At 68.5% G+C, this 26,568-nt stretch carries 29 protein-coding genes; 23 read left to right on the forward strand and 6 right to left on the reverse strand.

Annotation, left to right across the window (positions count from 1 at the left end; all coding sequences use genetic code 11):
* The 13 genes from PSEWESI4_RS09925 to PSEWESI4_RS09985 all read left to right on the forward strand — a co-directional run bounded on the left by PSEWESI4_RS09925 (position 1) and on the right by PSEWESI4_RS09985 (position 11,613).
* A complete protein-coding gene (locus PSEWESI4_RS09925; RefSeq protein ID WP_187671041.1) occupies positions 1-573 on the forward strand; it encodes a hypothetical protein in 573 nt (190 codons plus the stop codon).
* Positions 570-1,181: a cob(I)yrinic acid a,c-diamide adenosyltransferase gene (gene cobO / locus PSEWESI4_RS09930; protein ID WP_187671042.1), complete on the forward strand. Its 612-nt coding sequence runs from the start codon at positions 570-572 to the stop codon at positions 1,179-1,181. Before PSEWESI4_RS09925 ends, cobO begins: the two co-directional genes overlap by 4 nt.
* Entirely contained in the window at positions 1,181-2,479 is a 1,299-nt protein-coding gene (locus tag PSEWESI4_RS09935) for a cobyrinate a,c-diamide synthase (protein WP_187671043.1), read from the forward strand. The genes cobO and PSEWESI4_RS09935 overlap by 1 nt, the downstream gene beginning before the upstream one ends.
* Positions 2,476-3,126 carry a 5,6-dimethylbenzimidazole synthase gene (gene bluB, locus PSEWESI4_RS09940; protein ID WP_187671044.1) on the forward strand — a complete coding sequence of 217 codons (651 nt, stop codon included), beginning with the start codon at positions 2,476-2,478 and terminating at the stop codon, positions 3,124-3,126. The genes PSEWESI4_RS09935 and bluB overlap by 4 nt, the downstream gene beginning before the upstream one ends.
* Positions 3,123-4,043, forward strand: coding sequence for an adenosylcobinamide-phosphate synthase CbiB (gene cbiB, locus PSEWESI4_RS09945; protein WP_187671045.1), 921 nt, complete (start codon positions 3,123-3,125; stop codon positions 4,041-4,043). The genes bluB and cbiB overlap by 4 nt, the downstream gene beginning before the upstream one ends.
* Positions 4,036-5,016 (forward strand): threonine-phosphate decarboxylase CobD, encoded by a 981-nt coding sequence (gene cobD / locus PSEWESI4_RS09950; RefSeq protein ID WP_187671046.1) that lies wholly within the window; start codon positions 4,036-4,038, stop codon positions 5,014-5,016. The genes cbiB and cobD overlap by 8 nt, the downstream gene beginning before the upstream one ends.
* A complete protein-coding gene (locus PSEWESI4_RS09955; RefSeq protein WP_187671047.1) occupies positions 5,013-6,464 on the forward strand; it encodes a cobyric acid synthase in 1,452 nt (483 codons plus the stop codon). The genes cobD and PSEWESI4_RS09955 overlap by 4 nt, the downstream gene beginning before the upstream one ends.
* A 100-nt stretch (positions 6,465-6,564) precedes the next feature.
* Positions 6,565-7,086 carry a bifunctional adenosylcobinamide kinase/adenosylcobinamide-phosphate guanylyltransferase gene (gene cobU, locus PSEWESI4_RS09960; protein WP_187671048.1) on the forward strand — a complete coding sequence of 174 codons (522 nt, stop codon included), beginning with the start codon at positions 6,565-6,567 and terminating at the stop codon, positions 7,084-7,086.
* Complete coding sequence (cobT, locus tag PSEWESI4_RS09965; RefSeq protein ID WP_187671049.1) at positions 7,083-8,132, forward strand: nicotinate-nucleotide--dimethylbenzimidazole phosphoribosyltransferase; 1,050 nt, start codon at positions 7,083-7,085, stop codon at positions 8,130-8,132. The genes cobU and cobT overlap by 4 nt, the downstream gene beginning before the upstream one ends.
* Complete coding sequence (gene cobC / locus PSEWESI4_RS09970; protein WP_187671050.1) at positions 8,129-8,704, forward strand: alpha-ribazole phosphatase family protein; 576 nt, start codon at positions 8,129-8,131, stop codon at positions 8,702-8,704. Before cobT ends, cobC begins: the two co-directional genes overlap by 4 nt.
* Positions 8,701-9,438: an adenosylcobinamide-GDP ribazoletransferase gene (locus PSEWESI4_RS09975; RefSeq protein WP_235978911.1), complete on the forward strand. Its 738-nt coding sequence runs from the start codon at positions 8,701-8,703 to the stop codon at positions 9,436-9,438. Before cobC ends, PSEWESI4_RS09975 begins: the two co-directional genes overlap by 4 nt.
* A 179-nt stretch (positions 9,439-9,617) precedes the next feature.
* Positions 9,618-10,826: an MFS transporter gene (locus PSEWESI4_RS09980; RefSeq protein WP_187671051.1), complete on the forward strand. Its 1,209-nt coding sequence runs from the start codon at positions 9,618-9,620 to the stop codon at positions 10,824-10,826.
* Positions 10,827-11,061: 235 nt separating this feature from the next.
* Complete coding sequence (locus PSEWESI4_RS09985; protein ID WP_187671052.1) at positions 11,062-11,613, forward strand: glutathione peroxidase; 552 nt, start codon at positions 11,062-11,064, stop codon at positions 11,611-11,613.
* Positions 11,614-11,665: 52 nt separating this feature from the next.
* Here PSEWESI4_RS09985 and PSEWESI4_RS09990 read toward each other — a convergent pair whose 3' ends face one another.
* The 3 genes from PSEWESI4_RS09990 to PSEWESI4_RS10000 all read right to left on the reverse strand — a co-directional run bounded on the left by PSEWESI4_RS09990 (position 11,666) and on the right by PSEWESI4_RS10000 (position 14,987).
* A complete protein-coding gene (locus PSEWESI4_RS09990; RefSeq protein ID WP_187671053.1) occupies positions 11,666-12,964 on the reverse strand; it encodes an outer membrane protein transport protein in 1,299 nt (432 codons plus the stop codon).
* 164 nt (positions 12,965-13,128) lie between these two features.
* On the reverse strand, positions 13,129-13,608 hold the full coding sequence (locus PSEWESI4_RS09995) for a hypothetical protein (RefSeq protein ID WP_187671054.1): 480 nt from the start codon (positions 13,606-13,608) through the stop codon (positions 13,129-13,131).
* Positions 13,609-14,132: 524 nt separating this feature from the next.
* Entirely contained in the window at positions 14,133-14,987 is an 855-nt protein-coding gene (locus PSEWESI4_RS10000) for a sulfurtransferase (RefSeq protein ID WP_187671055.1), read from the reverse strand.
* A gap of 74 nt (positions 14,988-15,061) precedes the next feature.
* Between PSEWESI4_RS10000 and PSEWESI4_RS10005 the strand changes: the two genes are divergently transcribed.
* Positions 15,062-15,865 carry a lysophospholipid acyltransferase family protein gene (locus tag PSEWESI4_RS10005; protein WP_187671056.1) on the forward strand — a complete coding sequence of 268 codons (804 nt, stop codon included), beginning with the start codon at positions 15,062-15,064 and terminating at the stop codon, positions 15,863-15,865.
* A gap of 197 nt (positions 15,866-16,062) precedes the next feature.
* Here PSEWESI4_RS10005 and PSEWESI4_RS10010 read toward each other — a convergent pair whose 3' ends face one another.
* A complete protein-coding gene (locus tag PSEWESI4_RS10010) occupies positions 16,063-17,124 on the reverse strand; it encodes an SMP-30/gluconolactonase/LRE family protein (RefSeq protein WP_187671057.1) in 1,062 nt (353 codons plus the stop codon).
* Positions 17,125-17,255: 131 nt separating this feature from the next.
* On the opposite strand from PSEWESI4_RS10010, the gene rnd reads away from it, so the two are divergent.
* The 8 genes from rnd to PSEWESI4_RS10050 all read left to right on the forward strand — a co-directional run bounded on the left by rnd (position 17,256) and on the right by PSEWESI4_RS10050 (position 25,034).
* On the forward strand, positions 17,256-18,395 hold the full coding sequence (gene rnd, locus PSEWESI4_RS10015) for a ribonuclease D (RefSeq protein WP_187671058.1): 1,140 nt from the start codon (positions 17,256-17,258) through the stop codon (positions 18,393-18,395).
* Positions 18,392-18,685 carry a YcgL domain-containing protein gene (locus tag PSEWESI4_RS10020; protein WP_187671059.1) on the forward strand — a complete coding sequence of 98 codons (294 nt, stop codon included), beginning with the start codon at positions 18,392-18,394 and terminating at the stop codon, positions 18,683-18,685. The genes rnd and PSEWESI4_RS10020 overlap by 4 nt, the downstream gene beginning before the upstream one ends.
* A gap of 9 nt (positions 18,686-18,694) precedes the next feature.
* On the forward strand, positions 18,695-19,627 hold the full coding sequence (locus PSEWESI4_RS10025) for a D-2-hydroxyacid dehydrogenase (protein ID WP_187671060.1): 933 nt from the start codon (positions 18,695-18,697) through the stop codon (positions 19,625-19,627).
* Between the two features lie 133 nt (positions 19,628-19,760).
* Positions 19,761-20,210 (forward strand): YcgN family cysteine cluster protein, encoded by a 450-nt coding sequence (locus PSEWESI4_RS10030; protein WP_187671061.1) that lies wholly within the window; start codon positions 19,761-19,763, stop codon positions 20,208-20,210.
* Between the two features lie 366 nt (positions 20,211-20,576).
* On the forward strand, positions 20,577-21,842 hold the full coding sequence (locus tag PSEWESI4_RS10035) for a hypothetical protein (RefSeq protein WP_408004296.1): 1,266 nt from the start codon (positions 20,577-20,579) through the stop codon (positions 21,840-21,842).
* 6 nt (positions 21,843-21,848) lie between these two features.
* Complete coding sequence (locus PSEWESI4_RS10040; protein ID WP_187671062.1) at positions 21,849-22,736, forward strand: LysR substrate-binding domain-containing protein; 888 nt, start codon at positions 21,849-21,851, stop codon at positions 22,734-22,736.
* Positions 22,737-22,830: 94 nt separating this feature from the next.
* Complete coding sequence (aguA, locus tag PSEWESI4_RS10045) at positions 22,831-23,937, forward strand: agmatine deiminase (protein WP_187671063.1); 1,107 nt, start codon at positions 22,831-22,833, stop codon at positions 23,935-23,937.
* A gap of 2 nt (positions 23,938-23,939) precedes the next feature.
* Positions 23,940-25,034, forward strand: a complete 1,095-nt coding sequence (locus tag PSEWESI4_RS10050; protein ID WP_187671064.1) for an extracellular solute-binding protein — start codon at positions 23,940-23,942, stop codon at positions 25,032-25,034.
* 81 nt (positions 25,035-25,115) lie between these two features.
* On the opposite strand, the gene PSEWESI4_RS10055 is transcribed toward PSEWESI4_RS10050, so the two are convergent.
* Positions 25,116-25,406, reverse strand: coding sequence for a YgaP-like transmembrane domain (locus PSEWESI4_RS10055; protein ID WP_187671065.1), 291 nt, complete (start codon positions 25,404-25,406; stop codon positions 25,116-25,118).
* Positions 25,407-25,461: 55 nt separating this feature from the next.
* Complete coding sequence (locus PSEWESI4_RS10060) at positions 25,462-25,815, reverse strand: YajD family HNH nuclease (protein ID WP_187671066.1); 354 nt, start codon at positions 25,813-25,815, stop codon at positions 25,462-25,464.
* 116 nt (positions 25,816-25,931) lie between these two features.
* On the opposite strand from PSEWESI4_RS10060, the gene PSEWESI4_RS10065 reads away from it, so the two are divergent.
* Complete coding sequence (locus tag PSEWESI4_RS10065; protein WP_187671067.1) at positions 25,932-26,222, forward strand: hypothetical protein; 291 nt, start codon at positions 25,932-25,934, stop codon at positions 26,220-26,222.
* The last annotated feature ends 346 nt before the right edge of the window (positions 26,223-26,568 follow it).

Here is a 26,568-nt window from a genome sequence, read left to right on the forward strand (position 1 = left end):
ATGCCCATCCTGTCCACCCGCAGCCAACTGGCCATCGGCCTAGTCCTCGCCTTGCTGATGGCGGTGACCCGCGGCCAGCACTTCGCCACGGTCAACCTGCCCAGCGCGTCCTGGGCGGTGTTCTTCCTCGCCGGCGTGTTCCTCCGGTCGCGCTGGGTGTTCCCGGCACTGTTCGTCGAAGCCACGGTGCTGGACTTCAGCATGGTGGCGCTGGGTACGGTGGGCGACTGGTGCACCTCGCCGGCCTACTGGATTCTGGTGCCGGCCTATGGCGCGCTATGGCTGGCCGGCCGCCTGTACGCCGGCTGGCACCGTGACCAGGCACTCAGCCTTGTCGTGCTGGCGCTGACCGTGGTGGTCGGCGCCTTCGCCTGCCACTTGCTGTCCAGCGGCGGTTTCTACTTCCTTTCCGGCCGCTATCCGGAGCCGACCCTGGCCGGCTTCCTGCCGCGCATCGCCCACTACTATCCGCGCTTCCTCGCCAACCTGGCACTCTACGTCGGGGTGGCGGCGGCGCTGTACGTCGGCCTGCGCGCCTATTTCAATGCCCGGACGATGGAGGTCGGACGATGAGCGAATCCCCCGAGCGGGATGCCCGCCACAAGGCGCGCATGCAACGCAAGAAAGCCGTGGTCGACGACAAGATCGCCCTGGCCACGGACGAGTACGGCCTGCTGCTGGTGCACAGCGGCAACGGCAAGGGCAAGAGCAGCTCGGCCTTCGGCATGGTGGCGCGGGCGCTGGGCCATGGCATGAAGGTCGGCGTGGTGCAGTTCATCAAGGGCGCGGCGACCACCGGCGAAGAGGCGTTCTTCCGCCGCTTTCCGGAGGAAGTCAGCTTCCACGTGATGGGCGAGGGCTTCACCTGGGAGACCCAGGACCGCCAGCGCGACATCGCCAAGGCCCGCGAGGCCTGGGCCGTCGCCCGGCGCCTGCTCGATGACGACGAGATCGGCCTGGTGGTGCTCGACGAACTGAACATCGCCCTGAAATACGGCTACCTGGAGCTGGACGAAGTGCTCGCCGACATCGAGGCGCGCCCGGTGTTGCAGCACGTGGTGGTCACCGGTCGCGGCGCCTTGCCGGGCATGATCGGGGCGGCGGACACCGTCACCGAGATGAACCTGGTCAAGCACGCCTTCAAGGCCGGGGTGAAGGCGCAAAAGGGGATCGAGTTCTGATGGGCCGGGCCCCGCGCCAGTGTCCCGCCCTGCTGGTGGCCGCGCCGGCCTCCGGTCAGGGGAAGACCACGGTCACCGCCGCGCTGGCCCGCCTGCATGCGCGGCAGGGGCGGCGGGTGCGGGTGTTCAAGTGCGGACCGGATTTCCTCGACCCGATGGTCCTCGCCCGAGCCAGTGGCCAGCCGGTGTACCAGCTCGACCTGTGGATGGTCGGCGAGGCCGCCTGCCGGCGCCTGCTCTGGGAGGCGGCGGGGGAGGCCGAACTGATCGTCATCGAAGGGGTGATGGGCCTGTTCGACGGCTCGCCCTCGGCCGCCGACCTGGCGCAGCGCTTCGGCGTGCCGGTGCTCGGCGTGATCGACGGCTCCGGCATGGCGCAGACTTTCGGCGCCATGGCCCACGGCCTGGCCAGCTACCGGGCGGGCCTGCCGTTCGCCGGCGTGCTCGGCAACAAGGTCGGCAGCGTGCGGCACGGCGAGATCCTCAGCGACAGCCTGCCGGCGTCGATGCGCTGGTTCGGTGCCTTGCCGCGCAGCGTCTCCGTCGAGCTGCCGAGCCGTCACCTGGGCCTGGTGCAGGCCGGGGAGCTGGCCGATCTCGACGCCCGCCTGGATGCCGCCGCCGATGCCCTGGCGGCCAGCGCCGATACCGCCTTGCCGGCGCCGGTCGCCTTCGCCGCGCCCGAGGAGGACAGGCCGGAGTCGTTGCTGGCCGGCGTGCGCATCGGCGTGGCCCGCGACGCGGCCTTCGCCTTCCTCTACCAGGCCAACCTCGACCTGCTGCGCGCGCTGGGCGCCGAGCTGGCGTTCTTCTCGCCGCTGGCGGATGAGCGGTTGCCGGAAGTGGACAGCCTCTACCTGCCCGGCGGCTACCCCGAACTGCACCTGCAACGCCTGGCCGGGAACCACGCGCTGGGCGAGGCGATCCGCGCCCACCACGCGGCCGGCAAGCCGATCCTCGCCGAATGCGGCGGCATGCTCTATCTGCTGGAAAGGCTCACCGACAAGGATGGCCAGGGCGCCGACCTGCTCGGCCTGCTGCCGGGCCGCGCGACCTTGCAACCGCGCCTGGCCGCGCTGGCCCTGCAAGCCGTCGAGCTGCCGGAAGGCCGCCTGCGCGGCCATACCTACCACCACTCGACCCTGGACTGCGCCCTCGAGCCCATCGCCCGTGGCGAGTGCCCGAACTACCGGCGCACCGCCGAGGCGGTCTATCGAGTGGGCCGGCTGACCGCCTCCTATATCCACTTCTACCTGCCGTCCAACCCCGAGGCGGCGGCACGGTTGCTGCGGCCATGAGCGAGCAGGCCTTCAGCCCGGCCGAGCGCGCGGCGGTCTACCGGGCCATCGCCGAGCGCCGCGACATGCGCCATTTCAGCGGTGGTTCGGTGGCGCCGGAACTGCTCGCCCGCCTGCTGGAAGCCGCGCACCAGGCGCCGAGCGTCGGCCTGATGCAGCCCTGGCGCTTCGTCCGCATCACGTCGGCCGAACTGCGCGCGGCGATCCACAGCCTGGTGGAAGAGGAGCGGGTGCGGACCGCCGAAGCGCTGGGCGAACGCGGCGACGAATTCATGCGGCTCAAGGTGGAAGGCATCCGCGATTGCGCCGAACTGCTGGTCGTGGCGCTGATGGACGATCGCGAGCGGCATGTGTTCGGCCGTCGCACCTTGCCTGAAATGGACCTGGCTTCGCTGGCCTGCGCCATCCAGAATCTCTGGCTGGCCGCGCGCGCCGAAGGGCTGGGCCTGGGCTGGGTGTCGCTGTTCGATCCCCGGGCGCTCGGCGAACTGCTCGGCCTGCCGGCCGGCGCCAAGGCCCAGGCGGTGCTGTGCCTCGGTCCGGTGAGCGCGTTCTATGCCGAGCCGATGTTGCAGCGGGACGGCTGGGCGACGCCGCGTCCGCTGCGCGAGCTGCTGTTCGAGAATCGCTGGGGAGAAACGCAATGAGTGTGGCGCTGCTGAGCCTGGCCGGCGTGGCGCTGGATGCCCTGCTGGGTGAACCGCGCCGCTGGCACCCGCTGGTGGCCTTCGGCGTGCTGGCCGAGCGCCTGGAGCGGCGCTTCAACCGGCCTTATGGCGACGGCGCCCTGGGTTGGCGCAGTCACGGTGTCACCGCCTGGTTGCTGGCGGTGCTGCCGCTGACCCTGCTGGCCTGGGCGCTCAGCCTGCTGCCGCAGATCGGCTGGCTGGTCGAGGTGCTGGCGCTGTATGCCGCGCTAGGCCTGCGCAGCCTCGGCGAGCATGCGCTGCCGGTGGCCCGGGCCCTGCGCGATGGCGACCTGGGCGAAGCGCGGCGACGTGTCGGCATGATGGTCAGCCGGCAGACCGCCGAGCTGGACGAGGCCGGCGTCGCCCGCGCCGCCACCGAATCGGTGCTGGAGAACGGCAGCGATGCGGTGTTCGCCGCGCTGTTCTGGTTCGCCGTGCTCGGCGCGCCGGGCGTGGTGCTGTACCGGCTGAGCAACACCCTGGATGCCATGTGGGGCTACCGCAACGCGCGCTTCGAGCGTTTCGGCTGGGCCGCCGCGCGTATCGACGACCTGCTCAACTATCTGCCGGCGCGGCTGGTGGCGCTCACCTATGCGCTGCTCGGCCAGACCCGCCGCGCCCTGCGTTGCTGGCGCAGCCAGGCGCCGCAGTGGGACAGCCCCAACGCCGGCCCGGTGATGGCCGCCGGCGCCGGTGCGCTGGGCGTGCGCCTGGGCGGGCCGGCCGTCTATCACGGCAATTTGCACGCGCGGCCGGCGCTGGGCGAGGGTGACGAGGCTGGCGCCGGGTATATCGAGCGGGCCCTGGAGCTGGTGCGGCGCGGCGTCTGGCTATGGCTGCTGGTACTGGCGGTGGGGAGCTATCTGCATGCTTGAGCATGGCGGACGGTTGAAGGCGGCGGCGCGCCGCTATGGCATCGCCGAGGCGGACTGGCTGGACCTCTCCACTGGCATCGCGCCCTGGCCATTCCCGTTGCCGGCGCTCGACATCCGCGACTGGACGCGCCTGCCCGAGACCGATGACGGCCTGGAAGCCGCCGCCCGCGCCTACTACGGCACCGAACACCTGCTGCCGGTGCCCGGCTCGCAGGCCGCCATCCAGTCGTTGCCGCACCTGCGGCCGGCCGGCCGGGTCGGTGTGTTGTCGCCCTGCTACGCCGAACATGCCGAGGCCTGGTGCCGGGCCGGTCACACGCTGGTCGAACTGGACGAAGAGCAGGTCGAGCGTGCCCTGGAACGGCTCGACGTGCTGGTGCTGGTCAATCCCAACAACCCCACTGGCCGGCTCCTCGAACCGGGGCTGCTGCTCGACTGGCGGGAGCGCCTGGCCCGGCGTGGCGGCTGGCTGGTGGTGGACGAGGCTTTTATCGACTGCACGCCGGAACACAGCCTGGCCGCCAGTGCGGGGGAGGGGCTGATCGTGTTGCGTTCGTTCGGCAAGTTCTTCGGTCTGGCCGGCGCGCGGCTGGGCTTCGTGCTGGCCGATGCCGGGTTGCTGGCGACGCTGGCCGAGCGGCTCGGTCCCTGGGCGATCAGCGGGCCGGCCCGTGCGGTCGGCCGTCACTGCCTGCGCCAGCACGGCGAACAGCTTCGCCAGCGCGAATGCGCCATGGCCGCCAGCCGGCGCCTGGCCGAACTGCTCGACGGCCATGGCTGGACGCCCCACGGCGGCTGCGCATTGTTCCGGTGGCGCGCCGATCCACGGGCGGGCGAGCTGCATGAGTTCCTTGCCCGGCGCGGTATTCTCGTCCGCCTGTTCGAGCGGCCGGCCAGCCTGCGCTTCGGCCTGCCGGGGCGAGAGGCGGACTGGCAACGCCTGGAACAGGCCCTGGAGGCATTCGAGACATGACCACCCTGATGGTGCAGGGCACTACCTCCGACGCCGGCAAGAGCACCCTGGTGACCGCATTGTGCCGCTGGCTGCGGCGCCAGGGCGTGAGCGTCGCGCCGTTCAAGCCGCAGAACATGGCGCTGAACAGCGCGGTGACCGCCGACGGCGGCGAGATCGGCCGCGCCCAGGCGGTGCAGGCCCAGGCCGCCGGGCTGGCGCCGCACACCGACATGAATCCTGTGCTGCTCAAGCCGAACAGCGACACCGGCGCCCAGGTGATCATCCACGGCCGTGCCATCGGCAACATGGACGCGGTGGCCTACCACGACTACAAGCGCATCGCCCGCGAGGCGGTGCTGGAATCCCACGCCCGCCTCGCCGCGCGCCATCCGGTGGTGATGGTGGAGGGCGCCGGCTCGCCGGCGGAGATCAACCTGCGCGCCGGCGACATCGCCAACATGGGCTTCGCCGAGGCGGTGGACTGCCCGGTGATCCTGATCGCCGACATCGACAAGGGCGGCGTGTTCGCCCATCTGGTCGGCACCCTGGCGCTGCTTTCCGAGAGCGAGCAGGCGCGGGTCGCGGGCTTCGTCATCAACCGCTTCCGTGGCGATATCGCCCTGCTGCAACCGGGCCTCGACTGGCTGGAACAGCGCACCGGCAAGCCGGTGCTCGGCGTGTTGCCCTACCTGATGGATTTCCACCTGGAAGCCGAGGACGCCATCGACGCGCGCCAGTCCGCCAAGTCGGGCGAGGCGCTGCGGGTGGCGGTGCCGGTGCTGCCGCGCATCAGCAACCACACCGACTTCGACCCGCTGCGCCTGCACCCGCAGGTGGACCTGCGTTTCGTCGGCCCCGGCCAGCCGATCCCGCCGGCCGACCTGATCGTCCTGCCCGGCTCGAAGAGCGTGCGCGCCGACCTGGCGCACCTGCGCGCCCAGGGCTGGGAGGCGGCGATCCAGCGCCACCTGCGCTACGGCGGCAAGCTGCTGGGCATCTGCGGTGGGTTGCAGATGCTTGGCCAGCGCATCGACGACCCGCTCGGCCTGGAGGGGCCGGCCGGCTCGTCGCCGGGGTTGGGGCTGCTGGATTTCGCGACGCTGCTGGAGGCGGAGAAGCAACTGCGCAACGTCGCCGGCCGTCTGGTTCTGGAGGATGTGCCGGTGGCCGGCTACGAGATCCATGCCGGGGTTTGCCAGGGACCGGCGCTGGCGAACCCAGCGGTGCGGCTGGATGACGGTCGGGTTGACGGGGCGATCAGTGCGGATGGCCAGGTGCTCGGCACCTATCTGCATGGTTTGTTCGAGTCGTCGTTGGCCTGCGCCGCTCTGTTGCGCTGGGCGGGGTTGGGCGAGGTGGAGCAGGTGCACTACCACGCCCTGCGCGAGCGGGAGATCGACCGGTTGGCCGATCTGGTGGAGGCGCATCTGGATGTGGGGCGGTTGAGGGGTTTGTGTGGGTTGTGAGGGGCGGTAGTCGGCCCGAACGAAAAGGCTTCGTGAATGAAAAACATGCGTGCACACAGTAGCCCGAAGGCTGAGGGGCCAATCCCGAAAGGAACACACCATGCTTGAACTGATCCTCGGTGGCGCCCGCTCCGGCAAGAGCCGGCTGGCCGAGAAGCTGGCCGGCGAGTCCGGCCTGGCGGTCACTTATATTGCTACCAGCCAGCCGCTGGACGGCGAGATGGGCGCGCGCATCCGCGAACACCGCGCGCGGCGTCCGGCTGGCTGGGGGCTGGTGGAAGAGCCCGTCGAACTGGCTCGCGTGCTGCGCGAGCAGGCGGCGGAAGGGCGCTGCCTGCTGGTCGATTGCCTGACCCTGTGGCTGACCAACCTGCTGATGCTGGAAGACGACGCTCGCCTGGCCGCCGAGCGCGATGCGCTGCTGGAAACGCTCGGCGAGTTGCCGGGGCGGATCATCCTGGTCAGCAACGAGACCGGCCTCGGCGTGGTGCCGCTCGGCGAACTGACCCGCCGCTACGTGGACGAGGCCGGCTGGCTGCACCAGGCCATCGCCGAGCGCTGCCAGCGGGTGACCTTCACCGTCGCCGGCCTGCCGATGCTGCTCAAGGGAGAGGCGTCATGACCTGGTGGCGGCAGCCTGTCCAGCCGCTGGACGAGAACGCCCGCGCCGTTGCCCAGGCCCGCCAGCGGCAACTGACCAAGCCGGCCGGTTCTCTGGGCCGCCTGGAAAAGGCGGCGGTCGAGCTGGCCGCGATGCAGGGCCGCGCGCGGCCGGGCATCGCGCATCCGTGGATCGCGGTGTTCGCCGGCGACCACGGGGTGGTCGAGGAGGGCGTCTCGGCCTATCCGCAGGCGGTCACCGGGCAGATGCTCGGCAACTTCGTGTCCGGCGGCGCGGCGATCAGCGTGCTGGCCCGTCACCTGGGCGCGACCCTGGAGGTCGTCGACCTGGGGACTATCGATGCGTCCCTCGAACTGCCCGGCGTGCGCCATCTGCATCTCGGCCCCGGCACCGCCAACTTCGCCCGGACACCGGCGATGAGTGCGGCGCAACTGGAGGCGGCCTTGCAAGCCGGCGCCGACAGCGTGGCCCGCGCCGTGGCGACCGGCGGCGATCTGTTCATCGGCGGCGAGATGGGCATCGGCAACACCACCGCCGCCAGCGCATTGGCCTGTGCGCTGCTGGGTTGCCCGGCGCGCGAACTGGTCGGCCCCGGTACCGGGCTGGACGATGCCGGCGTGCTTCACAAGGCGGCGGTGATCGAGCGCGCGCTGCTGCTCCATGCCGGACAGCTCGACGATCCGCTGGCCGGCCTGCGTTGCCTGGGTGGTTTCGAGCTCGCCGCGCTGGCCGGCGCCTACCTGGCCTGTGCGCAACGCGGTGTGCCGGCGCTGGTGGACGGCTTCATCTGTACTGTGGCGGCGCTCTGCGCGGTACGTATCGAGCCGGCCTGCCGCGACTGGCTGCTGTTCGCCCATTGCGGCGCCGAGCCCGGCCATCGCTTGCTGCTCGCGGCGTTGCGGGCCGAGCCGCTGCTGGAGCTCGGCCTGCGCCTGGGCGAGGGCAGCGGCGCGGCCCTGGCGGTGCCTTTGCTGCAACTGGCCTGCCGGCTGCACGGCGAGATGGCCACCTTCGCCGAGGCGGCGGTGGCGGAGCGGCAGCCATGAGCGCGCGCTTCGACCTGCTGCGCCATGGCGAGACCGAACTGGGCAGCGTGTTCCGGGGCAGCCTCGACGACGCGCTGACCGAGCGCGGCTGGGAGCAGATGCGCGCGGCGGTGGTTGGCGCCGGTCCCTGGGATGCTGTGGTCAGTTCGCCGTTGAGCCGCTGTTCCGCCTTCGCCTGTGAATTGTCTGCCGAGCGAGGCGTGTCTTTGTCCTTGGAGCCTGACCTGCGCGAGTTGCATTTCGGTGCCTGGGAAGGTCGTAGTTCGGCCAGCCTGATGGACGACCAGGCCGACGGCCTGCGGCGCTTCTGGACCGATCCCTACGCCTTCACCCCGCCCGGCGGCGAACCGATGGACGCCTTCGCCGCCCGGGTATTCGCCGCGATGGAACGGCTCGACGCGCGGTTCGCCGGGGGCCGGGTGCTGGTGGTTACCCATGGCGGGGTGATCAACCTGCTGCTGGCCCGCGCCCGTGGCTTGCCGCGCGAACTGCTGATGAGTGTCGCGGTCAGCCATGGCGAGTTGCACCCGCTGCAACTGGCCGCGCCGGGCGGGCGGGTGGTGCCGCGATGAGCCGCCTGCTGCCGGCGCTGGTCGCCCTGCAGTTCCTCACCCGCCTGCCGGTGCGCTTGCCGAGCATGCCCGAGCCCGCGCAACTGGGCCGTTCGCTGCTCTGGTATCCGGCCGTGGGCCTGCTGCTCGGCGGCCTGTTGTGCGCCCTGCAACTGCTGCTCGACGGCGCGCCGGTCTTGCTCCAGGCCGCGCTGCTGCTGGTGGCCTGGGTGTTGTTGAGCGGCGCCCTGCACCTGGACGGCCTGGCCGACAGCGCCGACGCCTGGGTCGGTGGCCTGGGCGACCGCGAGCGGACCCTGGCGATCATGAAGGACCCGCGTAGCGGCCCGATTGCCGTGGTGGCGCTGGTACTGCTGCTGTTGCTGAAGTTCGCCGCCCTGGTGGCATTGATCGACCAGGGGCAATGGATAGCGCTGCTGCTGGCGCCCTGGCTGGCGCGCGGCCTGCTGCCGTTGCTGTTGCTGACCACGCCCTATGTGCGCGCCGGTGGGCTGGGGCAGGCGCTGGCGGATCATCTGCCGCGCCGCGAACTGCCCTGGGTGCTGGCCATCCATGCCGGCGCGGCCCTGTTGTTCGGCTGGCCGGCGCTGCTCGCGCTGGCGGTCGCGTTGCTGACGTTCGCCGGCCTGCGGCGTACCTTCATGGTTCGGCTCGGAGGCACCACGGGCGACACCGCCGGTGCTCTGGTGGAATTGAGCGAGTGCGCGGTGCTGCTGGCGTTGGCGCTCGGGTAGCCCACCTGTAATCCGGGAAATGCCGGCAATCCGCTCCCGGATTGCATCCGGGCTACATCTGTACCGCTCATTCGCGTGGTGGCTGTGATTGACCTGTGGCTGGCGGGGGTATCTGCTATCGATCCGGATGCTGGCGCCTTCCTCCGCCGGTCGACCTCCGATGAGCAAAGGATCGAATCTTGACTTCCGTATGGCGTACCACCGGCTGGGTCCTGCTCGGCGCTTCCCTGATCCTGGCCCTGTCACTGGGTATCCGTCATGGCTTCGGCCTGTTCCTCGCGCCGATGAGTGCGGAGTTCGGCTGGGGGCGCGAGGTGTTCGCCTTCGCCATCGCCTTGCAGAACCTGATCTGGGGCCTGGCGCAGCCGTTCGCCGGGGCGCTGGCCGATCGTTTCGGGGCGAAGCGCACGGTGATCGTCGGCGGCATTCTCTATGCCCTGGGCCTGGCGCTGATGGGGCTGGCCGATTCGCCCTGGTCGCTGTCGCTGAGCGCCGGGCTGTTGATCGGTATCGGTCTGTCCGGCACTTCGTTCTCGGTGATCCTCGGTGTGGTCGGCCGCGCGGTGCCGGTGGAAAAGCGCAGCATGGCCATGGGGATCGCCGCGGCCGCCGGCTCGTTCGGCCAGTTCGCCATGCTGCCCGGCACCCTGGGGCTGATCGGGTGGCTCGGCTGGTCGTCGGCGCTGCTGGCGCTGGGGCTGCTGGTGGCGTTGATCGTGCCGCTGGCCGGCATGATCAAGGATCGGCCATTACCGCTGCAGGGCCATGAGCAGACGCTGGCCGAGGCGCTGCGCGAGGCGGCCGGGCACTCGGGGTTCTGGCTGCTGGCGCTGGGTTTCTTCGTCTGCGGTTTCCAGGTGGTGTTCATCGGCGTGCACCTGCCGGCCTACCTGGTCGACCAGCATCTGCCGGCGCAGGTCGGCACCACGGTGCTGGCGTTGGTCGGGCTGTTCAATATCTTCGGTACCTATATCGCCGGCTGGCTGGGCGGGCGGATGGCCAAGCCGCGCCTGCTGACAGCGCTATACCTGCTGCGCACGCTGGTGATCACGGCCTTCCTGCTGCTGCCGCTGAGCCAGTGGACGGCCTATGGATTCGGCATCGCCATGGGGCTGCTGTGGCTGTCCACTGTGCCCTTGACCAACGGTACGGTGGCGACCCTGTTCGGTGTGCGCAACCTGTCGATGCTCGGTGGCATCGTGTTCCTCTTCCACCAGTTGGGCGCCTTCCTCGGCGGTTGGCTGGGCGGCTATCTGTACGACCACACCGGCAGCTACGAGCTGGTCTGGCAGATTTCCATCCTCCTCGGCCTGATGGCCGCGGCGCTCAACTGGCCGGTACGCGAGCAGCCGGTGGCCCGCCTGCAGGCGGCAGGAGGAGCGGCATGACGCTCAGGTACGCAGGGTGGCTGGTGCCGGTGTTCGGCGCGATTCTGCTGGCCCTGGGCTGGTGGGGTTGGCAGCGCGGTGGGTTGGCCCTGCTGCAACTGGGATTGGGTTGCTAGTGTGGTACGAAAAGTGCCTGCGTTCGGCGACTGTTCGTACAGACCCTAGGTGGAATGATTGCCGGTGGCGGCGAGTGGGGGTAGCGTTGTCCCACGCTCATCCGCATAGGACCCGCACCATGACTGCCCGCCTATCGTTCGCCGCGTTGCTGCTCGCCGCCCTGGCCGGTCCGGCGTTCGCCGCCGAGTGCCCGGCGCTGTTGCTGGGCGAACTGCCCAAGCTGCGCGCCAAGGAAAGCATCGACCTGTGCCAGCGGTTCGCCGGCAAACCGCTGCTGATCGTCAATACCGCGAGTTACTGCGGCTTCGCTCCGCAGTTCAAGGGACTGGAGTCGTTGTACAAGGAGTACCAGGCGCAGGGCCTGGAAGTGCTCGGCGTGCCTTCCAACGACTTCCGGCAGGAAGACGCCGATAGTGAGAAAACGGCCGAGGTCTGCTACGTCAACTATGGCGTGACCTTCACCATGACCGAGCCCCAGGTGGTCACCGGCGACCAGGCGATCCCGCTGTTCAAGGACCTGGCCGAGCAGAGCGGGCCGCCGCGCTGGAACTTCTACAAGTACGTGGTCGACCGCCAGGGCAAGGTGGTGGCCAGCTTCTCCAGCCGTACCAAGCCGGACAACGACAAGCTGCGCGAGGCTCTGGAGCAGGCCATCTCTTCGCAGCCGTAATGTTGTACAGAACCCCACGCGAGGTGGGGTTCAGGGCGGTCGCGTGGGAGCCTCAGAAGCGATAGGTCATCTGTGCGATCAGGCCGTGGGCGCTGTTTGAGTAGGTGGCCTGGTAGCCCGGCTGCAGCGACGGCAGGCCCGGAACCACAGGCTCGCGATCGCCGTGGTCGACCTTGGCGTCGCTCTCCCACAGGTAGGCGTAGGCGAAGTCGAAGGTCATGTCGGCGTTCGGCGACCAGCCCGCGCCCAGGGTGAAGATCTTGCGGTTGCCCACCGGGATGCGCACGTTGCGGTTGGAGTTGCTGGCGGGGGCTCCATCGAGGGCGAAGCCGGTACGCAGGACCCATTGCGGGTCGAGTTGGTAGGCGGCGCCGATGGAATAGGACCAGGTGTCCTTCCAGTCGAGGGTTTCCGAAACGGTGCCGAACTGGGAGGCGACCAGCGGGTTGTCGATGCCGGAGTTCCGCACCTCGATCTTGTCCAGGCGGCTCCAGCGGGTCCACAGGGCGCCGGCGTAGAGGGTCCAGTCGTCGTTCAGCTTGTGGGTGATCGAGGTGTCGACCGACTCCGGCAGGGTGATGTTCAGGCCGGCGTCGTACTTGCCGTTCGCCAGGCCGAGGACGCCGTTGCCACCCTTGATCTCGGTGTCGCCCTTGAGCTTGTAGCTGACCTTGGAGTGATAGGTCAGGCCCCAGGTGGTGTCGTCGGTCAGGTCCACCAGGATGCCGGCGTTGAAGCCGAACGCGGTGTCGTCGCCCTTGATGTTCACCTTGGCGTCGCCGCTGCCCAGGGCGCCGGCGTTGTTCAGGTTGCTCTTCAACTGGCCGTCGATGCGGTTGATGGTCGGGCCGAAGCCGAAGGAAACGCGGTCGTTGATCTTGTAGCTCACGGTGGGCTGCACGGTGATCACCTTGACCTTGCTGTAGCTGCCCTGGTAGCGGCCCTGGAAGCTGCTTTCGTAGTCGTTGATGATGCCGTACGGCACATAGATGCCGAGGCCGAAGGTCAGGTTGTCGTCGACCGGGGTGGCGAAGTAGCCGAAGGGCACTGCGGCCAGCGGCACGGAGTCGCCCTTGTTGGTGCCCTGGGCACTGCTGTTGGCGTGGCTGATGTCGACGCTGGCGTCGACCAGCGCCAGGCCGCCGCTGATTTCGGTGCGCTTGAGCTTGGACAGGCCGGCCGGGTTGCCATAGATGGTGCTGGCATCCAGGGCCGAGGAAGCGCGGCCGGCATAGGCGGTGCCGGCGCCGCTGGCGCTCTGTTCGTTGATGGCGATGCCGTTGGCCAGGCTATGGGTGGAGACGGCGCCAATGGCCAGGGCGAGCGTGGTCTTCAACCATTCTTGTTTCATTTCTTGACACTCCAGGCAGGAAAACGGGGCGAAAGCTAGCAGCATTTCGGAACGCTTTCCAGAAAGGATTTTTGTCGATTGTCGGACAAAGTGCGGCATTTTGATGGCATCTTGCGACACTTTGTCGCGATGCGAGGAGGTGTTCCGGGGGCGGGGGAGTCCGTTCAGGCGACGTGGCTGAGATGGCCTACGCAGTGTCGCCAGGCGTGCAGGAAATCGCGAACCTGGCCGTCGGGCCGGAACACCTGGCGCCAGATCTGGGCCAGCCCGACCAGGTCGTCGGCGGCCGGCAGCGGCGTTTCTTCCACCTGCACCAGCAGCCAGGCGATGGCCGTGGCATAGCGCAGGTTGACGGTGAGTTCGAGGTGCGGCGCGGACAGGAAGGCGTGCTGGCTGGCCAGGCCGCGTACCCGGCTGGCGAGGTCCGGGTCCAGGGCCAGGTGGTGGTCCCAGAGCAACTTGTGGCGAACGTCGCCGATACGGTAGAGACCATGGCCGTTCGTATCGTCCAGGGCGCTGCCGAGGGCCGACTGGCTGGCGGCGATGCCCAGCAGCAGGGCTTCGGCACTGGCCGAATGGCAGCCCAGGTAGAGGAGGGTAGGGCGGATCACGTGCTGGCGCAGTTCACTGGCGGCGATGCCCATACGAACCTCCGTCGAATAGGGTGCCGGTGAGGCCGGGGCGCATGGCAGCTTTTTCTAGTGTTCTCGGAAAGGCCCCACCGGAAGCGGGGTTAGCCGCTCACGTTGAAGTGTAGTGCGACCTTTGTGTTGTAAAGGATTGTTTTTAAATCAATTGAAGATTTAAGGCATAAGCCATATAGCGCGGGGTGCTTAGTAGGAATGTCCGTTGGGAGTGGTCGGGGGCCACGAATCGCGCGCATGGCGCGCTCCTACGGGAGGTGGCTGTGAGCGGGGCGATGCCCATCGGCGGCGATGCGATGGGTATCGTCGACCGCATCCTGCGGGCGGTTTTTTCGTTTTCTGGGTCCTCGTGTTCGCGAGGACGACGGGAGGGACACCGCGCGCTCCCCGACCCTCGTCATTACTCGCTGCGCTCGCCCTTCGGGCCGCGCTGAAGCGCGTTCAGCGCAAGCGCTGTCCCGCGAACGCGGGAATCCAGTAACGAATGCAGGAGCGGCCCATGGCCGCGATGCGAAGCCTTCGGCTCAGTCGCCGGTGGCCACCGGCCGCGACGGGTCGGTGATCCATTCGCTCCACGAGCCGGCGTAGAGCGGTGCCAGCGGATAGCCGGCGAGGCTCAGGGCGAACAGGTTGTGGCAGGCGGTGACCCCCGAACCGCAGTAGGCCACCAGGCGTTCCGGCGGCTGGCCGGCGAGCAGGGTGGAGAAGCGCTGCTGCAGTTGTGCTACCGGCAGGAAGCGGCCGTCGCTGCCGAGGTTGTCGGTAAAGGCCGCGCAGCGCGCGCCGGGAATGTGCCCGGCGACCGGGTCGAGCGGCTCCACTTCGCCACGGAAGCGTGGCAGGGCGCGGGCGTCGATCAGCGTCAGGTCTGGGGCGTTCAGGCGTTGGCGGAGTTGTTCGGCGCTCAGCACCAGGCTGGCGTCGGGCTGGCCCTGGAAGCTGCCCGGCTGGACTTCCGGCACTTCCGGGGTGAGCGGCAGGCCGGCGGCGCGCCAGGCATTGAAGCCGCCGTCGAGCAGGTGGACGCCGTCGCGCTTGCCCAGCCAGGCCAGCAGCCACCAGGCGCGCGCGGCGAAGGCGCCGGGGCCGTCATCGTAGAGGACGATCTCGCTGGTGTCGTCGATGCCCCAGGCTTGCAGGCGTTCGACCAGGCGCTGCGGGTCCGGCAGCGGGTGGCGGCCGGTCACGCCCTTGACGATCGGCCCGGAGAGATCGCGTTCGAGGTCGGCGAACCGCGCGCCGGGAATATGGCCTTCGGCATAGCTGCGTTGTCCGTGGTCGACGTCCTCCAGGGCGAAGCGGCAGTCGAGGATCACCAGCCCGGGTTGCCCGAGGCGGGCGGCCAGTTGCTCGGGGGTGAGCAGTTGCGCGAGCGGCATGACGAACTCCTGTATCGTTTCCAAGTCAGTGGGCATCATAGACTCGCACCGATAAGAAAAGATGGGGAGCATTCATGCTGCGCCTGCAACCTGTCACCGAGAGCGCGACCCTGGCCCGCCGTCTGGGCGTGGTGCTGGGGTCCTTCCTGGTGACCTTGTATTACTGCCTGGTCGTCATTTTCCGTGCCCAGTTCGGCCGTCTCACCCGCCGCGACGTGGACGGCTACACGCGGCGCTGGTCGTCGCTGTTGCTGCGCCTGGTCCGCGTGCGGCTGGACGTGCAGGGGCCGATGCCGGATTTCAACGACGGCCGCCGCTACCTGATCCTCTGCAACCACTCCAGCCACTACGACATTCCCGCCAGCTTCGTCGCGCTGCCCGGCTCGATCCGCATGCTGACCAAGAAGGAGTTGTTCCGCATTCCCTTCTTCGGCCGCGCCATGCGTGCCGCCGAGTTCCCTTCGCTGGACCGCCACAACCGCTACCAGGCCCTGAAGGATCTGGAAACCGCCCGGAAGATGATGGAAAGCGGCATCGTGCTGTGGGCCGCGCCCGAGGGGACGCGCTCCAGGGACGGGCAACTGCTGCCGTTCAAGAAGGGCTGTTTCCACCTGGCCCTGGATACCCAGGCGGTGATCATCCCGGTGGCCATCAGCGGCATCCACAAGGTGCTGCCGGCGCGCACCTGGCATTTCAATCTCGGCCAGGCGGTGCGGTTGCAGGTCGGTGAACCGTTGGACGCCAGCGTCTACAGCGTCGAGCGCCTGGACGAACTGATGGACGAGACACGGGCGCGAATGCAGGCGTTGCTGGACCAGCCCGTGGTCGAGGTGACTGCCGCCAGCGACCGGTTCGTGGCCGGGCAGAGCGCTCCATGAAAACGGGAGCGCATCGATGGGTATCGTCGCTGCGCTCCTCGACCCGTCCTACGGACTGGATCCCCGCGTTCGCGGGGATGACGAACCGCGGCCTTCACCCCCGTCATTCCCCTACGCGGGCCGCCGCGAACGCGGGAATCCAATAAACAAAATCGACGTAGCCCGGATGAAATCCGGGCTACGAGAGGTGGGCGGCCTTAGTGAATCTTCAGCTTGCCGATCCGGTCGTTGTCCAGGCTGCCCAGGTACAGGTAATCGCCCACCGGCTTCACCGAGGTGACCATCTGCAGGTGCGTGCCGCTGGTGTCGTGCAGGCTGCGGACGATCTTGCCGTTTTCGTCGAGGGCGATGGCGAAGCCGTAGGGGATCGGCTTCGGCCATAGCGCGCGCGGCAGCTTGGCGAGCTGGGCCTTGAGCCAGGGGTTGCGGTGCAGGAAGTCGGCGTCGGCCTTGCGCGGGGTGGGCAGGGCGACCCAGAAAGTGCCGGCGCGGTCGCCTTGCAGGTTGTCCGGCAGGCCCGGCAGGTTGTCGATGAACACCTCGTGGGTGCCGGCCTTGTCACCTTTCAGCCAGTAGCGCTGGATGCGGTAGCGGTAGGTCTCGTTGACCAGCACGAAGTCCTCGTCCTTCGACAGCGCCACGCCGTTGGCGAAATAGAGGTCGCCCAGCAGCGTCTCGGTCTTGCCGGTGGCCGGGTCGTGGCGCAGCAGGCGGCCATGCGGGCGGGCTTCCAGCAGGTCGAGCAGGTAGTCCGGTTGCTCGAACTTCGACGAGGCGTCGGAGAAGTAGATGCGGCCGTCGCTGGCGATGTCGAGGTCGTCGGTGAAGCGGAACGGCACGCCGTCGGCCTCGGTGGCGAGCACCGCTATGTTGCCTTGCGGATCGATGCGCAGCAGGCCCTTGTAGGCGTCGGCGACGATCAGGTTGCCCTGGGCGTCGAAGTCCATGCCCAGCGGCCGGCCGCCGGTGTCGGCGAAGGTCTGCACCGCGCCGTCCGCGCCGATGCGCACCACCCGACCGTCGTGCAGGCCGGCGTAGACGCGGCCCTGGCCGTCCACCGCGGTGTCTTCCGGGCCGTGGACCTCGCCCTTGGCGAGCAGTTCGGCCTTCATCAGCGTGTCGTTGGGTTCCAGCACGCCGGTCATGGTCGGCGCGGTGGGCGCGTCCCAGGCCAGCGGGTCGATGGGGCTGGGGGTGACCGCGAGGTAGGCGGCGCCGGCGGCGAGCAGCAGGACGACGAGCCCGAGAAGCTTTTTCATCGCATTCCCTTATTCTGAGAGTTGTCGGACAAGCGCCGGCAGCATAGTGACGCCCATGGATGCGGACAAGCCGTGAATATCCGTTAATTGCCGTGCTGGATATACTGCGCGCCTTCGCAAAGGAGAGCCCCGTGGCTATCGATATCAACTGGATCCGCGACGACGCCAGCCTGGCGCAGCATTGCGCGACCTGGCAGAAGCTGCCCTTCGTGGTGCTGGACACCGAGTTCGTGCGGGTCGACACCTTCTATCCCCTGGCCGGCCTGGTGCAGGTCGGCGACGGCAGCGCCGCCTGGCTGATCGATCCCCTGCTGATCGGCGACTGGGCGCCCTTCGCCGCGCTTCTGGAGAACCCGGCGGTGGTCAAGGTGCTGCACGCCTGCAGCGAGGACCTCGAGGTCTTCGAGCGACTGGTCGGCGCGCTGCCGACCCCGCTGTTCGACACCCAACTGGCCGCGGCCTACCTCAACCTCGGCTTCTCCATGGGCTATTCGCGGCTGGTGCAGGAGGTGCTGGGCGTCGAGTTGCCCAAGGGCGAGACCCGTTCCGACTGGCTGCAGCGCCCGCTGTCGCCGACCCAGCTCAGCTATGCCGCCGAGGACGTGCTGCATCTCGCCGAACTCTACGAGGCGCTGCTGCCCAGGCTGTCCGCCGAGAAGAACGCCTGGCTGCTGGAGGACGGTGAGGAGCTGCTCGCCAATCAGCGCCGCGTCACGCCGCCCGAGGAAGCCTACAAGGACGCCAAGCTGGCCTGGAAACTGGCGCCCCAGCAACTCGCCGTCCTGCGCGCGCTGTGCATTTGGCGCGAGCGCGAGGCGCGGGCGCGCAACCAGCCGCGCAACCGCGTGCTGCGCGAGAATTCGCTGTGGCCGCTGGCGCGTTTCCAGCCGGACAACCTGGTCAGCCTGGCGCGCATCGACGACATGCACCCGCGCACCGTGCGCCAGGACGGCGAGTTCATCCTCGCGCTGATCAAGGAGGCCGCCGCGCTGCCGCCGCAGGAGTGGCCCGAGCCGTTGCCCGAGCCGCTGCCGCCGGAGGCTTCCGGCGTGCTGAAGAAGCTGCGTGCGGTCGGCCAGCGCGAGGCCGAGCGCCTAGACATGGCGCCGGAGCTGATGCTGCGCAAGAAAACCCTCGAAGCCCTGCTGAAAAGCGGCTTTCCCGCCGGTCCCTACCAGTTGCCCGAGTCGCTGCGCGGCTGGCGGCGTGAACTGATGGGCCAGGCATTGCTGGACACCTTGGCCGGCCAGACACCGGGAGTACAGGCATGAAACGTATCTGCTCCATCTACAAGAGCCCGCGCAAGAACGAAATGTACCTCTACGTGCTCAAGGCCGACGCCCTGAGCAAGGTGCCGGAAGGCCTGATCGCCGCCTTCGGCGCGCCGCAGCATGTGTTCGACCTGGTCCTCAGCCCCGAGCGCCAACTGGCCCGCGAGGACATCGGCGTGGTGCTGGAGAACCTCGAAAAGCAGGGCTTCCACCTGCAGATGCCGCCGGCCGAAGAGGAATACATCGAGCACCTGCCGGAAGAATTGCTGCGCCGCAACGACCCGGTCTGATTTCCAACCATGCCCATCCTGATCGCCGAACACGACCACATCCGTTATGCCGAACTGCTGCGCGAGGCCGATCCCGGCCTGGAGCTGCGCGGCAGCGACGACCCCGTCGAACTGGCGGGCCTGGCCGCCGACTGCCCGATCTGGCTCGGCCAGCCGGACCTGCTGGCCAACCTGCTGCGCCGTGGCCTCAAGCCCGACTGGCTGCAATCCACCTGGGCCGGCATCACGCCGCTGCTGGCGGACGGGCTGCCACGTGACTACCGGCTGACCCGCGCGGTGGGCATCTTCGGCCAGGTGATGGCCGAGTACGTGCTCACCTACCTGCTCGCCCACGAGCGCGAGGTGCTGTCGCGGCTGACCAGCCAAGCCATGCGCCAGTGGAACAACCGAGCGCCGCAGAGCCTGGCCGGGAGGAGGGTGCTGATCGTCGGTTGCGGTGACATCGGCCAGAGCGTGGCGCGCTTCCTGGCGCCCTTCGGCATCGAACTGTACGGCATCGCCCGCGAGCCGCGCGCCATGGAGCCATTCCGCGAGGTGGCCGGGCTGGACGCACTGGGTCGGTTGGTGGGCGAGGCCGACTACGTGATCAACCTGCTGCCGGACACCCCGGCGACCCAGGATATCTACGACGCCGCGCTGTTCGCCCGCTTCCGGCCCAGCGCGCTGTTCATCAACGCCGGGCGCGGTGTGGCGGTGGTCGACGCCGATCTGGTCGAGGCGCTGAAGGAAGGGCACCTGGCCGGCGCGGTGATCGATGTCTGCCGCCAGGAGCCGCTGCCGCCGCGCCATCCGTTCTGGACCGCCTACGGCCTGCTGATCACCGGCCACAGCTCGGCGCCGACCCAGCCGCCGCTGATGGCTGACCTGTTCCTCGACAACCTGGCGCGTTACCGGGCTGGCGAGGCGTTGCGGGGGGAAGTGGAGTTTGAGCGGGGGTATTGAGTTGATTTTATTGGGTCCCCGCGTTCGCGGGGACCCATTGAAAACCCTCGCCACTCGGCACCCAACCCTTGGCCCCGGCCCCGCACAGCGCTAGACTCGCGCCCCTTCCCGCTATCCGCCCCGCCGCACCGTCATGGCCGTCAAAGTCGAACCCTTCTGGAAACGCAAGACTCTCGCCGAACTGGACCACCAGGAATGGGAGTCCCTGTGCGACGGCTGCGGCCTGTGCTGCCTGCAGAAGCTCGAGGACGAGGACGACGGCAGTGTCTACTACACGCGCATCGCCTGCAAACTGCTCGACCTCGAGACCTGCCGCTGCAGCGACTACCCGAACCGGCGCACGTTCGTCAGCGACTGCATCCAGCTCACCCCCGGCCAGGCCAGCGAGTTCCGCTGGTTGCCGCCGACCTGCGGCTACCGCCTGGTGGCCGAGGGGCTGGACCTGCCGCCCTGGCACCCGCTGGTCTGCGGCGACCCGCAGGCAGTGCACCGGGCGGGTATTTCCCAGTCCGGCAACATGCTCAGCGAAACCAGCGTGAGCGAGGACGATTGGGAAGACTACCTGATCTTCCGCGCCGGCTAGGCACACGCTGCACGTAGCCCGGATGCAATCCGGGAAAGCCGGTGACCCTCGCCCCCGGATTGCATCCGGGCTACGTCCTGGCAGTTCCGTGTGGGGCTCGATGACCCTCTCCCCCGGCCCCTCTCCCGTAAACGGGAGAGGGGTGACTATCCGTCGAACTCCGTGTGGGGTATCTGGCTTGCTTTCATGTCGGACGACTCTGGTTCCGTTATGCACGGACAGCCCCCTCTCCCATTCATGGGAGAGGGTTGGGGAGAGGGGCTTTTGGTGCCGGCCCCCACTTCTCCACTCCCGTAAAACTCGCCGCCACGTTCCTTGTCCAACGGCCTCTGGCATTATGGTCCCGGCCCGCCGTGTGGCGGGGCCATGGACAGTCGATCACCTCAAGGAGCCGTCAGCGTGAAACCCATTCGTTCCCTGTTGCCATTCGTTCTCGCCGCCGCGCTCTGCACACCGGCCTGGGCGGCCAAGAAGGTCGATCTGGATTACCGGGTGCGCCTCCTGCCGGAAAGCGACCAGGCCGAGGTCAGCCTGATCCTGGAAAGCGGCAAGGCGGTGAACAGCCTGCGTTTCAATCTCGGCGACAAGGGCTACTACAGCGATTTCGAGACCGATGGCCAGGGCCAGTGGAGCCAGGAAGAGGACGGCCGTTCCGGCACCTGGCTGCCCGGCGAGGGCAAGAGCACCCTGCGCTACCGGGTCAAGGTCAGCCATCCGCGCGACTCCGGTCGTTTCGATGCGCGGATGACCGACAAATGGGCGCTGCTGCGTGGCGACGACCTGGTGCCCAGCGCCCGGCTCGACCAGGCGCAGGGCGTGGAGCTGGTGTCGCGCCTGCAATTCGAGCTGCCCAAGGGCTGGAAGAGCGTGGAAACCGGCTGGCCGCGCATCGGCAAGAACCGTTTCCGCATCGACAACCCGGCGCGCCTGTTCGACCGTCCGACCGGCTGGATCCTGGCCGGCGAACTCGGCTCCCGGCGTGCGCGTCTCGGCGAGACCGAGGTGACGGTGGCCGCGCCGGTGGGCGAGGGCATGCGGCGAATGGATGTGCTGACCCTGCTGACCTTCGTCTGGCCGGAAGTGCAGGCGGTGTTCCCGCGCGATCCGGCCAAGCTGCTGGTGGTCGGCGCCGGCGACCCGATGTGGCGTGGCGGGCTGTCCGGGCCGAACTCGCTGTTCATGCACGCCGACCGGCCGCTGGTCAGCGAGAACGGCACCAGCTCGTTGATCCACGAACTGGTCCACGTGTTCAGCGGCATCCGCGACACCGACCGCAGCGACTGGATCACCGAGGGCCTGGCCGAGTACTACGCCATCGAACTGCTGCGCCGCGCCGGCGGCATGAGCGAGGGGCGCTACCAGCAGGTACGCAAGTCGCTGGGCAAGTGGAGCCGCAAGGTCACCAGCCTGCGCACCGAACAGGCCAGCGGCCCGGTCACCGCGCGCGCGGTGCTGCTGTTGCAGGAGCTCGACCGGGAAATCCGCCAGCGCAGCGAGAAGCGCTACTCGCTGGACGACGTCGCCCGTGGCCTGATGCGCCTGGACAAGGTCAGCACCAAGGACTTCGTGGGGATCAGCGAGAACCTGATCGGCGGGCCCTCCAAGGTCCTGAACACCCCGCTGCTGCGCTGACCGCCCATGCGCCGCCTGCCGTCCCTGACCGCCCTGCGTACTTTCGAGTGCGCGGCGCGGCATGCGCACTTCGGCCGTGCCGCCGCCGAGCTGTGCGTCACCGACAGCGCGGTCAGCCACCAGATTCGCCAGCTCGAGGAGCAGCTTGGCACGCCGCTGTTCGTCCGCGTCGGCCGCCAGGTACGGCCGACGCCCCAGGCGCGGCGCCTGTTGCACAGCCTGCAGCAGGCCTTCGAGCTGATCGGCGATGCCTGCGACGAACTGCGCGATCCCGGCTCGCAGGCACAACTGCGCATCGCGGTGACCGCCGAGCTGGCGCAGAAATGGCTGCTCGGCCGCCTGGCCGATTTCGGCGAGCGCCATCCGCAGATCACCCTGCATCTCTACGAGCAGCCGCTGGAGCAGGCGGTGCCCGGCGAGGAGATCGACCTGGCGGTCAGCTACGGCACCGGGCCGGAAGACGCCAGCACCTATTTCGTCCGTCCGTTGCCGGCGCTGGAGTTCTTCCCGGTGTGCAGCCCGGGGCTGTTCAACCAGCTACCGCTCAAGCACCCGCGCGACCTGGCCCGTCACTGCCTGCTGCACGACGACCAGGATGGCAAGACCTGGAGCGCCTGGCTCAGCACCCACGCGGCCGGTGTGCAGCCGGCGCGGCATCTCTACCTAGGCCATGCCGGGCTGACCCTGGAGGCCGCCGCGCAGGGCCAGGGCGTGGCCATCGGCGACAACCTGACCAGCGCCGAGGACCTTGCCAGCGGCCGCCTGGTACGGCCGTTCGCCGCCTCGGTGGCATCGCTCGGGCAGTACGCGCTGGTCTGCGAGCGGCTGCGCCTGGACAAGCCGGCGGTGGCGCAATTCATCGGTTGGTTCATCGATCAGTTAGAAGATCGGTGAATTCAGCTCAAGGGTTCCGCGATATTCGTCATTAGTCGCGGGGCTTCCGGCGCGGGTACTGTCGGCTCATCCCATCGAACCGACGAGGTGTCCCGTGGCACGTACCCTGACTTCCACGCCCAAGGCCGACGGCTTCCGCCTGCCCGGTGAATTCGAACCCAAGACCCGCTGCTGGCTGGGCTGGCCCGAGCGCCCGGACGTCTGGCGCAACGGCGGCAAGCCGGCGCAGAAGGTCTGGGTGGAGATCGTCAGCGCCATCGCCAGCAGCGAGCCGGTCACCGTCTGTGCCTCCGCCGCCCAGTACGCCAACGCCCGGCGCCTGTTGCCGGCGCATGTGCGGGTGGTGGAGATGACCTGCAACGACACCTGGTTCCGCGACAGCGGCCCGTGCTTCGTGGTCAACGACGACAGCGGCGAGGTGCGTGGCGTGGACTTCGAGTTCAACGCCTACGGCGGCCTCGATGGCGGCCTCTACTATCCGTGGGACAAGGACGACCAGATCGCCCAGAAGATCCTCGAGATCGAGGGCTTCGACCGCTACCGCGCGCCGCTGATCGCCGAGCTGGGCGGCATCCAGAGCGACGGCCAGGGCAGCCTGCTGACCACCGAGCAATGCCTGCTCAACCGCAATCGCAACGCCCACCTGGGCAAGGACGAGGTGACCCGCCGGCTCACCGACTACCTCGGCGCCGAGCAGGTGGTCTGGCTGCCTCGCGGCTGCAAGTTCGACGAGACCGACGGCCATGTCGACGACCTCGCCTGCTTCGTGCGTCCCGGCGAAGTGGTGCTGCAATGGACCGACGACCGCGACGACCCGCAGTGGGAAATCTACCAGGAGGCCTACGACATCCTGCGCGGCACCCGCGACGCCCGCGGCCGCGAGCTGGTGGTACACAAGCTGCCGCAGCCACGCGCGTTGGAGTGGACGGCGGAGGAGGCCGAGGGCCTCGACCAGGTCGACGGCACCCACCTGCGCCAGGCCGGCACCCGCATCTGCGCGTCCTATATCAACTACTACGCCGGCAATTCGGTGATCGTCGTGCCGCTGTTCGGCGATCCCAACGACCAGGTGGCGCTGTCGACCCTGGCCGAGCTGTTCCCGCAGCACCGCATCCTCGGCATCGAGGACTCGCGGGAAATCCTGCTCGGCGGCGGCAACGTCGCCTGCATCACCATGCCGCAGTACGCGGCCCGGAGGTAGCCATGAAGCCGTGCACGAAGCTGATCGCCCTTGGCCTGGCCTTGGGCGCCTTGAACGCCACGGCCGCCGAGGAGGCGAAGCAGGTCAACCTGTACATCTGGGGCGAGTACCTGGCCCCGGACACCCTGTCCAGTTTCGAGCGGCGCACCGGGATCAAGGTGGTGGTCGATCATTTCGACTCGCTGGAGACCGTGGAAACCAAGCTGCTCACCGGCCGCAGCGGCTACGACCTGGTGCTGACCGCCGGCCAGCACCTGACCCGCGCCATCGCCAGCGGCGCGCTGCAACCGCTGGACAAGGAGCGGCTGCCGCATTTCCAGGGGCTCGACGCGGAGTTCACCGGGCACATGGCGGCCTTCGATCCGGGCAACCGCTACGCCGGCCTGTACGTCTGGGGGACCACCGGCTTCGGCTACCAGCAGCAGGCGATCGAGGCGCGCATGGCGGATGCGCCGGTGGATAGCTGGTCGATGCTGATGGACCCGGCGGTGGTGTCGCGTTTCGCCGATTGCGGGGTGAGCTTCCTCAACGATCCCAACGAGGTGTTCGCCGCGGCCATGCGCTACCTGGGCCTGGACATCAACCAGCAGAACCTCGATGACCTGAAGGAGGCCGAGGAGCACCTGGCCAAGGTGCGGCCGTACATCCGCTACTTCGACAACGACCGCAACATCAACGACCTGGCCAATGGCGACACCTGCCTGGCGATGTCCTGGAACGGCAACGTGGCGATCGCCGCCGGCCAGGCGCAGCAGGCCGGCAAGCCCTATGCGATCCACTACAGCATCCCGCGCGAGGGGACGCTGATCTGGTTCGATGCGATGGTGATCCCCAAGGACGCGCCGCATCCCCAGGCGGGGCTGGCGCTGATGGACCACCTGATGCGCCCCGAGGTGATCGGCGCGATCACCAACAACATCCACTACGCCAACGCGGTGCCGGCGGCCGCCGCCACGGTCGCCCCGGCGATCCTCTCCGACCCGGGCACCTACCCGTCGGCGGAAGTGCGCGCCACGCTGTACACCAAGAACGACAACGGCAAGGCCTTCAACAGGGCGCTGACGCGGGCGTTCAGCCGGTTGAAGTCGGGGTTGTAGGAGTGTGGGGTCCCGCGTTCGCGGATGACGGGGACTCGGAGTTTCCTGCGTCTTCCCCGCGGACCCAATAAACAAATCTCTTCAGGCCTTCCTGGCCTCACCCAACTCCGCCAACCGCTTGCCGGCCACATCCAGTTCGCGGCGGATCTCGTCCAGTTCGGCGCGGGTTTCCGCCAGGTAGCGCTTGGCCGGGCACTGGCCGGTGATGCCTCGGGCCAGGCCGATTCCGCCGACGGCCAGTTCCAGCAGGCCGAGCAGACCGCCTCGGCGCAGGCCCTTGCCGATCAGCAGGGCGCCGCCGCCGAGGCAGGCGGCGCGCTCCCAGCCGTGCACGTTGGGGGATTGGTGGGTCGGGGTGGCGGTATCGGTCATGGTGGGGCTCCGTCAGGTCCTGGTCTTATCAGGGACCGCGTCTGTGCGCAGGCGTTCAGCCCGCGCCGTCCTTGCCCTTGAGCAGGTCGGCCAGGTTGCCGAAGGCCTTGTAGGTGGTCTTCGGCGCCTGCGGGCTGGCCGTCGAGCCTTCGGCGAAGTACTGCTGGTCGGTGTAGCGGGAGTGCTCGTTGTCGTGGCAGTAGAGGCACAGCAGCTCCCAGTTGGAGCCGTCCTCGGGGTTGTTGTCGTGGTTGTGGTCGCGGTGGTGCACGGTCAACTGGCTGAGGTTCTTGCCGGAGAACTCGCGCCCGCAGCGGCCGCAGACCCAGGGGTACATCTTCAGGGCTTTCTCGCGATAGCCTTCTTCGCGGCGGCGTTGGGCTTCGCTGGTGGTTTTCGGTGCGTTCATGGAGAGGATGGCTCGATTGATTCGTCCTGGCAGTTTAGCCCGTGGGTCGGATCGGGCGTCCCGTTGTGCCGGGTGGGATTAAGCTGGAAGCAGGTTTGCACATCCGGAGGATGACCATGCTCAGGCATTTCTGGACCGTCCTGTTCCTGGCGAGCTTGCCGGTCTATGCCGCGCAGCCCGGCTCGCCGGGCACACCGACGCCGACGCCCTTCGGCCAGCCCGTGCCGTACCAGGCTCCCCGGGGGATCTCGCCCAATCATCCGCCGCTGCTGAACAACGGCAACATCCGCCAACCGACCAGCGTCACCCCCAATCCACGCGACCAGGACCTGCCGTTGCTCAAGGAGCAGTTGCGGCGCAATAGCGAGGGCATCGAACCGGAGCGGCCGAAGAAGCGCAAGGAGTAGGTCGGGTGGAAAACCGCGAAGCGTTTTCCGCCAAGGGTTGGTGGGTAGGATGATTCGTGGTTCACGCCAGCTCCGCCCCTATCCCTAACCCTGGCTACGCGCCCCGCTCCTGAGGGAGAGGGGACTGGTCTGAGCTGGGGCAATGCTCAGGAGTAGGGTGGAAAACCGCGAAGCATTTTCCACCAAGGGCGGTGGATGTGAAGAGCGACATCCACCCTACGTGGAACGCTTGGTGGTTTATGTCAGGTCCGCCCCTATCCCTAACCCTGGCTACGCGCCCCGCTCCTGAGGGAGAGGGGACTGGTCTGAGCTGGGGCAATGCTCAGGAGTAGGGTGGAAAACCGCG

It is taken from the genome of Zestomonas carbonaria (assembly GCF_904061905.1).
GTDB lineage: Bacteria > Pseudomonadota > Gammaproteobacteria > Pseudomonadales > Pseudomonadaceae > Aquipseudomonas > Aquipseudomonas carbonaria.

Coding starts and splice junctions, on each gene's coding strand:
- cobC (WP_187671050.1), top strand. CDS start 8,129: ATGAGCGCGCGCTTCGACCTGCTGCGCCATGGCGAGACCGAACTGGGC.
- cobU (WP_187671048.1), top strand. CDS start 6,565: ATGCTTGAACTGATCCTCGGTGGCGCCCGCTCCGGCAAGAGCCGGCTG.
- PSEWESI4_RS10065 (WP_187671067.1), top strand. CDS start 25,932: ATGCTCAGGCATTTCTGGACCGTCCTGTTCCTGGCGAGCTTGCCGGTC.
- PSEWESI4_RS09990 (WP_187671053.1), bottom strand. CDS start 12,964: ATGAAACAAGAATGGTTGAAGACCACGCTCGCCCTGGCCATTGGCGCC.
- PSEWESI4_RS09995 (WP_187671054.1), bottom strand. CDS start 13,608: ATGGGCATCGCCGCCAGTGAACTGCGCCAGCACGTGATCCGCCCTACC.
- PSEWESI4_RS09955 (WP_187671047.1), top strand. CDS start 5,013: ATGACCACCCTGATGGTGCAGGGCACTACCTCCGACGCCGGCAAGAGC.
- cobD (WP_187671046.1), top strand. CDS start 4,036: ATGCTTGAGCATGGCGGACGGTTGAAGGCGGCGGCGCGCCGCTATGGC.
- PSEWESI4_RS10005 (WP_187671056.1), top strand. CDS start 15,062: ATGCTGCGCCTGCAACCTGTCACCGAGAGCGCGACCCTGGCCCGCCGT.
- cobO (WP_187671042.1), top strand. CDS start 570: ATGAGCGAATCCCCCGAGCGGGATGCCCGCCACAAGGCGCGCATGCAA.
- cobT (WP_187671049.1), top strand. CDS start 7,083: ATGACCTGGTGGCGGCAGCCTGTCCAGCCGCTGGACGAGAACGCCCGC.
- PSEWESI4_RS09975 (WP_235978911.1), top strand. CDS start 8,701: ATGAGCCGCCTGCTGCCGGCGCTGGTCGCCCTGCAGTTCCTCACCCGC.
- cbiB (WP_187671045.1), top strand. CDS start 3,123: ATGAGTGTGGCGCTGCTGAGCCTGGCCGGCGTGGCGCTGGATGCCCTG.
- bluB (WP_187671044.1), top strand. CDS start 2,476: ATGAGCGAGCAGGCCTTCAGCCCGGCCGAGCGCGCGGCGGTCTACCGG.
- PSEWESI4_RS10000 (WP_187671055.1), bottom strand. CDS start 14,987: ATGCCGCTCGCGCAACTGCTCACCCCCGAGCAACTGGCCGCCCGCCTC.
- PSEWESI4_RS10040 (WP_187671062.1), top strand. CDS start 21,849: ATGCGCCGCCTGCCGTCCCTGACCGCCCTGCGTACTTTCGAGTGCGCG.
- PSEWESI4_RS10030 (WP_187671061.1), top strand. CDS start 19,761: ATGGCCGTCAAAGTCGAACCCTTCTGGAAACGCAAGACTCTCGCCGAA.
- PSEWESI4_RS10060 (WP_187671066.1), bottom strand. CDS start 25,815: ATGAACGCACCGAAAACCACCAGCGAAGCCCAACGCCGCCGCGAAGAA.
- PSEWESI4_RS10050 (WP_187671064.1), top strand. CDS start 23,940: ATGAAGCCGTGCACGAAGCTGATCGCCCTTGGCCTGGCCTTGGGCGCC.
- PSEWESI4_RS10025 (WP_187671060.1), top strand. CDS start 18,695: ATGCCCATCCTGATCGCCGAACACGACCACATCCGTTATGCCGAACTG.
- PSEWESI4_RS10055 (WP_187671065.1), bottom strand. CDS start 25,406: ATGACCGATACCGCCACCCCGACCCACCAATCCCCCAACGTGCACGGC.
- PSEWESI4_RS09925 (WP_187671041.1), top strand. CDS start 1: ATGCCCATCCTGTCCACCCGCAGCCAACTGGCCATCGGCCTAGTCCTC.
- PSEWESI4_RS09985 (WP_187671052.1), top strand. CDS start 11,062: ATGACTGCCCGCCTATCGTTCGCCGCGTTGCTGCTCGCCGCCCTGGCC.
- PSEWESI4_RS09935 (WP_187671043.1), top strand. CDS start 1,181: ATGGGCCGGGCCCCGCGCCAGTGTCCCGCCCTGCTGGTGGCCGCGCCG.
- PSEWESI4_RS10020 (WP_187671059.1), top strand. CDS start 18,392: ATGAAACGTATCTGCTCCATCTACAAGAGCCCGCGCAAGAACGAAATG.
- PSEWESI4_RS10035 (WP_408004296.1), top strand. CDS start 20,577: ATGGACAGTCGATCACCTCAAGGAGCCGTCAGCGTGAAACCCATTCGT.
- PSEWESI4_RS10010 (WP_187671057.1), bottom strand. CDS start 17,124: ATGAAAAAGCTTCTCGGGCTCGTCGTCCTGCTGCTCGCCGCCGGCGCC.